We start from the raw sequence: 5,487 nt of genomic DNA on the forward strand, positions 1-5,487 counted from the left end.
TTGAGCAAGAACAAACAGAGGAAACTCCTTCCCAAACTATAACTGTGCTAAATAAGGGTAAAAACAAAGAAGTAGAGCAAGAAGCGACTGGAGCTTCTGGACAAGGGACAGTAAACGAAGGAGAGCAAACTCCTCCCGAAAGTACAACTGTGGCATTAAGTATATTTCAAAATAAAATGCAGGAGCTTCAGCAAAAAGTTAATCTAATACTTGGACTATCACTGCAAGCCAAACAAGAAGTAGAAGCAGATAACCCAAATAGCCGGACAGCAGGAACACTTAAAATGTATGAGCCGTTGCTAAATGGCGTTTTAAGACAAAGTAATACCTTTGTAGATAAGTTGCAAAAATTAGAGGAAGACATTCAGAATAAAACTCGAATTCTCCCGCTTATAGAAGCTAAAATGAATAGCCTAAAATCACAATCATCTAATGATGAAGAATATAAGAAAAATCAAGATTTTCTAGAAACACAACAAGCAAAGGTTAGAGAAGCCGTTAGCCCTATTGAAACAGAATTTTTCCAATTATATAAGAAGTATATTGGCATAATAAACTTCGGCATGACAAAAGTAGCTGGCTTGGAAGAACTTTTTGCTGTTAAAAATCAAGAATCTGAGCTAAATATTCAAGAGTTATCCTTATCAAATAAAACCAAAAAGAAATTTGTGGATATTTTTAAATATGCCATTCTCGATTTAGACAATCTCCATCTGCGTCTGTCAAAACTTTTACAGAATGCAATTGACGGAAATTTACTTGATGAAAAAGATATAAGTCAAGTCAGCAATAATATTGAAAGTTGGATAAATAAGTATGATGCTTTTAAAAATAGATATACTAAAGTTCAGAATAAACAAAATAAGAAAGAGGAAGAAATACGAGAATTTATTAGTAATTATAATTCTCAAATAACAGCTCATGCTAGCTTGAATCAGGCATCTAATAGGCTACTTAGTGAAATAAACAAACTACATATAAGTTCTTCCAAGAAACGACAATATGAAAAAGAGTTTAAACAGATAGGTGAAACTCAGTCTAACCTTCGTAAAAAACGTATTGTTGATCATGGTATCTACGAATCCAAAATTAAAAAAGACATTGAAAATTGGAATAGTACTTATGAAAAAGTCGTAGAAAATGTTTTAGAAAGTAAAAAAACACTTAAAGATAGCTTCAGTAACTTATTTACTATTTTACAAGAAGAAATTGATCGAGCATTAAGTTTACAAGACGATAAAGAAGAAGATACTTCAGATGAAGATAGCCAAGAAGATAATTTTTTACTACCAGAAATTCCAGAAGAAACATTAAGTGAGATTGATACCTTAGATAGCACTTCTCAGGAAAGCGAGCAGCCATTTGAAGTGGTGGGCAAGCGGAAAGAAGGAAAGATCATCTCAGGAAAGGCTTCTAAAAAGACTATCCCCAAAGTAAGCTACGATCGCGAGGGAGTATTGAAGTCTATTGGTGAACATGAAGTTAATGACATGAACATTTTCCGAATGGCAAGGGATACTAAATTGGCGCGAGTTGAATTCGATCCCCAACTCAAAATACAAAAACGCCAAGAGTTGTATGAAAAGCCATTCTTTAAATTAAATAAGACGACATATCGATTTGATTTATTAAACTCAGGAAATCGTGACTTCACCTGGGCAATAGAAACGGACAAAGATAACCTTAGTACTAGGATTCATCCCTTCGATGAGGCAGTTGCTTACACACGACAGGCTTTACTCACTACACCACTAGCTGCACATACTGGCTCTAAAATAAACGGTGCTGCTGTCAAGGATAAAACACCATTTGTTTTGGAAAATATAGATGGTATTGAATTGATGGTCAGTGATGGTTGGGGCTTTATGAAGGCTTCTCTTGCCAAAAAGCTGATTACAGAAATCAAATCTAAACAGCCATCAACCTCTACCCCTAGATTGAAGCGACCTGCTCTTCCCAATACTCAAATGCTTCAATGGCTACCCTTAGACAACAAATTGATTTTTGAATTGGTGGAAAATGGCATCAAAGAATTGTCGCAAACATCAGCCGCCACAAATCAGAACTTGCCAGAAGGTGTTACATCTGTGCAAGATAATCCTCAGAATCAAGTTAACCATGAGGACTTGCAAAAAGAAAAGCTTTATCGCGCAGTAACCACCGGCAACTTTCCTGTAAGGGTCGGGACTGCCATGCCTGTTCCTGGGAAAGAAGTCGTATTACCGCCAGGGATTTTGCCTGGTAATAGTAAAGTTGCATTACACCGTAGCCCGGCCGATACAATGAACTGGACAACAGGGCGCGTCGCTGCTTCCGAAAACCCCCTCTCTGAATTTATTGGCAATCTGACTGCCCTGCAATACCGTTGGACAGGCCATGAGATGGGTCATAAGGAGCCACCGTTTGTTTTTTTTAAAGGATTGTTGGGGGTGATCCCAGATGAGAATTGGCCTTCTAAATATAAGACAATGAATGTAGATATCGTGGTTTGTAGTGAAGATCGCAAAGTCGATGAAAAATGGAAAGAAACGGCAGATATCGACACCGCCAAAAAAACCGAGACGCAATTTACGATTCAGGGCGATTTTGCAGTTTCCAAACTTCTCGACCCTGGTAGCTTAATTGGAGTAGCGCCAGAGATGATGAAAGACTTATCTGGGGATTATGACGGCGATGAAGTACATCTGCTGGCACAATCAGATAGTCCGGCTCTTTTCCAGCAGATAGAGTTACAAGAACAAGAAAAAATTCCTAACCCAAAGCTTGATAAAGACCGGAAATTTCCAGAGTCAAGTGTTTCTTCTTCAGCAACCCAAGACAGTCCAGCTTTATTGAATAACTCTTTTGATGTATTAGATGAAAAAACCAAAACACCAACAGAAGATCCAGCAGCCAGAACATTAGCACCACGCCTCATAGACATAGTACTTGGTAATCAATTAGTAGGTATATGGTCAACCATTGCTGATTTGTTGAGTACAGTAAATCCTCTGCGTTTAGATAAAGAATTTACCCAAGATATTGGTAACGAAATAGTTGGAAGACCTTTGCAGAATCAACAAGAGCTTTGGCAGTATGTAGGACTAGGAATTAAAGCAGGTACAGATTTAGCGAAAACCAATCTGGAACGCACTCAGTTTTTGGGCAGGAAGTTGACTGCACAACAGTTGATGGAAGAAGGAAAAAAACTTGGGAAGTTTTTGACTCAAAAGAAGAAATTAAGAAGTCCTCATAAACGGAGAAATCTAGCATCAATAGTCGAAGATATCAGAAACAACAGAAGATTACGTGTTGTTTACAACGAAGAATATGGAAAATTAAATGTCCGGGGCGGGCATTATGGAAATTTGTTTGAAATCATGCTCGCTATGGATTTACATTTGGAAATGACCAGAAGTGGAGAGGATTTAACTTGTAAGGGAGACTTAGCTCATACTCAGCTAGAGCGAGCGACAAGAGCTATTGAGAAAGCACGCAAATGGAAAGACGAAATCACTGATCAAGAAATATTCATCTTGAAGATTTACGAAATATTGGGTAACTTAAAACAGATCCTTCAGTCTAATTACAAAGAAAACAAATATGCTAGAGACAATGGTAGTCTTTGGATGTTGCTGGTAATTAAAGAGCTTCAGCCTGCGAAATTCAGGCAGGAACTATATACACAGTCATCTCCAAGTCCAGCAGCAGATTTGCAGACCAAGTATGACAACCTGTTGAGCCAGATCCAAATACTGTGGAAGCAATTTACTTATAAGGATGTAGATTCGTCTACAGAGTCGATTCACTAATATTTATTGACAAATGTAGAAATCTATTAGTAATGAGAAATATACTAAATTAAAAGCACCTTTTAAAGGTGCTTTTAAAATTGATAACATTTGGATTGCCCGACAATTTTTTAAGGATTATAATTGTTAGTCCGAGGACTACGAGCGCCAGTTACGGCTCCAATCATTGAGGATATTAAACCCAATAAAGAACCAAACACAAACCACCACAATCCTGAACGCACATTTGCGGCAATATCACGAGTTTGTTGAGCAGTTACGGTTCCAACTTGCTGTTGTATCTGGTTTTGTGCCTGGTTTATGATTTGCCCAGCGTTGGAAGCAGCAACACCAAAAGCACCCGTTACTCCATTTGCAAATAGCCATGAGCTAACAGCCAAAGTCGTTGCCCAAAGAATTGCACCGTTAAGAAGAGCTGTACTGCGGTTCATTGGCCCACAAGCACGGGCTGTAACCCAACCACCAGTAAATAAGGAAATTAGTAAAGCGATAGTTGACCAAAGCCCCGCATTACCCGCAGCGTTAGGGGCAATTGTTCTGGGTGCGCCTGAACCTGCAACTGTTCCTGCTGCGATCGCACTAATTATAGAACTCAAAATTAATTGTGTAGCTAAAGAAACCAACAAACCAGCAATAATTGGCCCCCAGCGAACGCGATCGTGATATTCAGCTACTCGACCTGCTACTACAGTATCAGTAGATATAACGTCATTACCTGTCCGATTTACGTATGACATCGCTTATGTTCTCCAGTGCTGTTTCAGCAAAGTTTCTGCTTAGATATATTTATCTTTATGCTTCAAATTAAATAACTAAATGTTCTGTTTCAATCTCTATCGATAGAAAGATTTAATATGTCTATCTCTAGCCAGAAAAAACAAACTTGATTTCACAATTTTTAATGTAGTTTAGTATTTATGTATTTTTTTGTAAATCTTCTATATAAAAATTCTTAACTTAATAAAAATATCAGCTAGCTATCAAAAGCTAGCTTTAACTATGTATGCAATTAGACTTAATCTAACTAAAACTTGGTAATGATTGTCAAAAGTTAAAATCATCAAAAATTAACGCATCCTTACAGCAGTGCCTGTGGCAGTAATCAGCAAAAGAACTCCTGACTGGTCAAGCTTGATTGTACCAGTATCAATTTCAATCCCGATTACAGCATTTGCTCCTAAACGTTGGGCGCGTTGTTCTAATTCTTCTAATGCCTTGCGTTGTCCCTGCTCAAATAGACGCTCATAGCTAGCAGTGCGTCCACCGATAATATCTCGAATACCAGCCAAAAAATCCCGCAAGAAATTGCTGCCGTAGACTACTTCTGCTGTCACAATGCCTAAATATGACTCAATTACCGCTCCTTGAATTACATCAGTAGTAGTTATAATCATAAATTAACCTCCTATATGGGATTATATCTTGATACTTATTATCAAAGTATTTATCAAAATCCTTGAGCAATTATAACTATTATTACAGAATATAGGTTTGTTGAAGAAGAATTCAGAAGTCAGAAGTCAGAAGTCATAATTGGCTAAACGCCCCGCTATCGCTAACAGGAGTCAGAATAAATAAGTCGGGGATTCAGACCGGCGCAGGAATTGTTGCACCACCAAATTTTCTTGTTTTGTGTGGGTGCAAAAACGCCGATTATTCATCCGCTTTTTCGGTCAAAATTCATTCTGAATTCTGA

At 37.8% G+C, this 5,487-nt stretch carries 3 protein-coding genes; 1 reads left to right on the top strand and 2 read right to left on the bottom strand.

Going from position 1 to position 5,487, the window contains the following annotated elements; genetic code table 11:
* Positions 1-44 precede the first annotated feature (44 nt).
* A complete protein-coding gene (locus HWQ37_RS33800; RefSeq protein WP_292755673.1) occupies positions 45-3,791 on the top strand; it encodes a hypothetical protein in 3,747 nt (1,248 codons plus the stop codon).
* 110 nt (positions 3,792-3,901) lie between these two features.
* On the opposite strand, the gene HWQ37_RS33805 is transcribed toward HWQ37_RS33800, so the two are convergent.
* Positions 3,902-4,528, bottom strand: coding sequence for a hypothetical protein (locus tag HWQ37_RS33805; protein ID WP_292755675.1), 627 nt, complete (start codon positions 4,526-4,528; stop codon positions 3,902-3,904).
* Positions 4,529-4,858: 330 nt separating this feature from the next.
* Entirely contained in the window at positions 4,859-5,185 is a 327-nt protein-coding gene (locus HWQ37_RS33810; protein WP_292755677.1) for a YbjQ family protein, read from the bottom strand.
* Positions 5,186-5,487: the final 302 nt, after the last annotated feature.

This window comes from Nostoc sp. NMS4, assembly GCF_017115095.1.
Taxonomy (GTDB): domain Bacteria; phylum Cyanobacteriota; class Cyanobacteriia; order Cyanobacteriales; family Nostocaceae; genus Nostoc.

Bases quoted from the DNA above. Each gene is read 5' to 3' on its own strand.
- HWQ37_RS33805 (WP_292755675.1), bottom strand. From the start codon at position 4,528: ATGTCATACGTAAATCGGACAGGTAATGACGTTATATCTACTGATACT.
- HWQ37_RS33810 (WP_292755677.1), bottom strand. From the start codon at position 5,185: ATGATTATAACTACTACTGATGTAATTCAAGGAGCGGTAATTGAGTCA.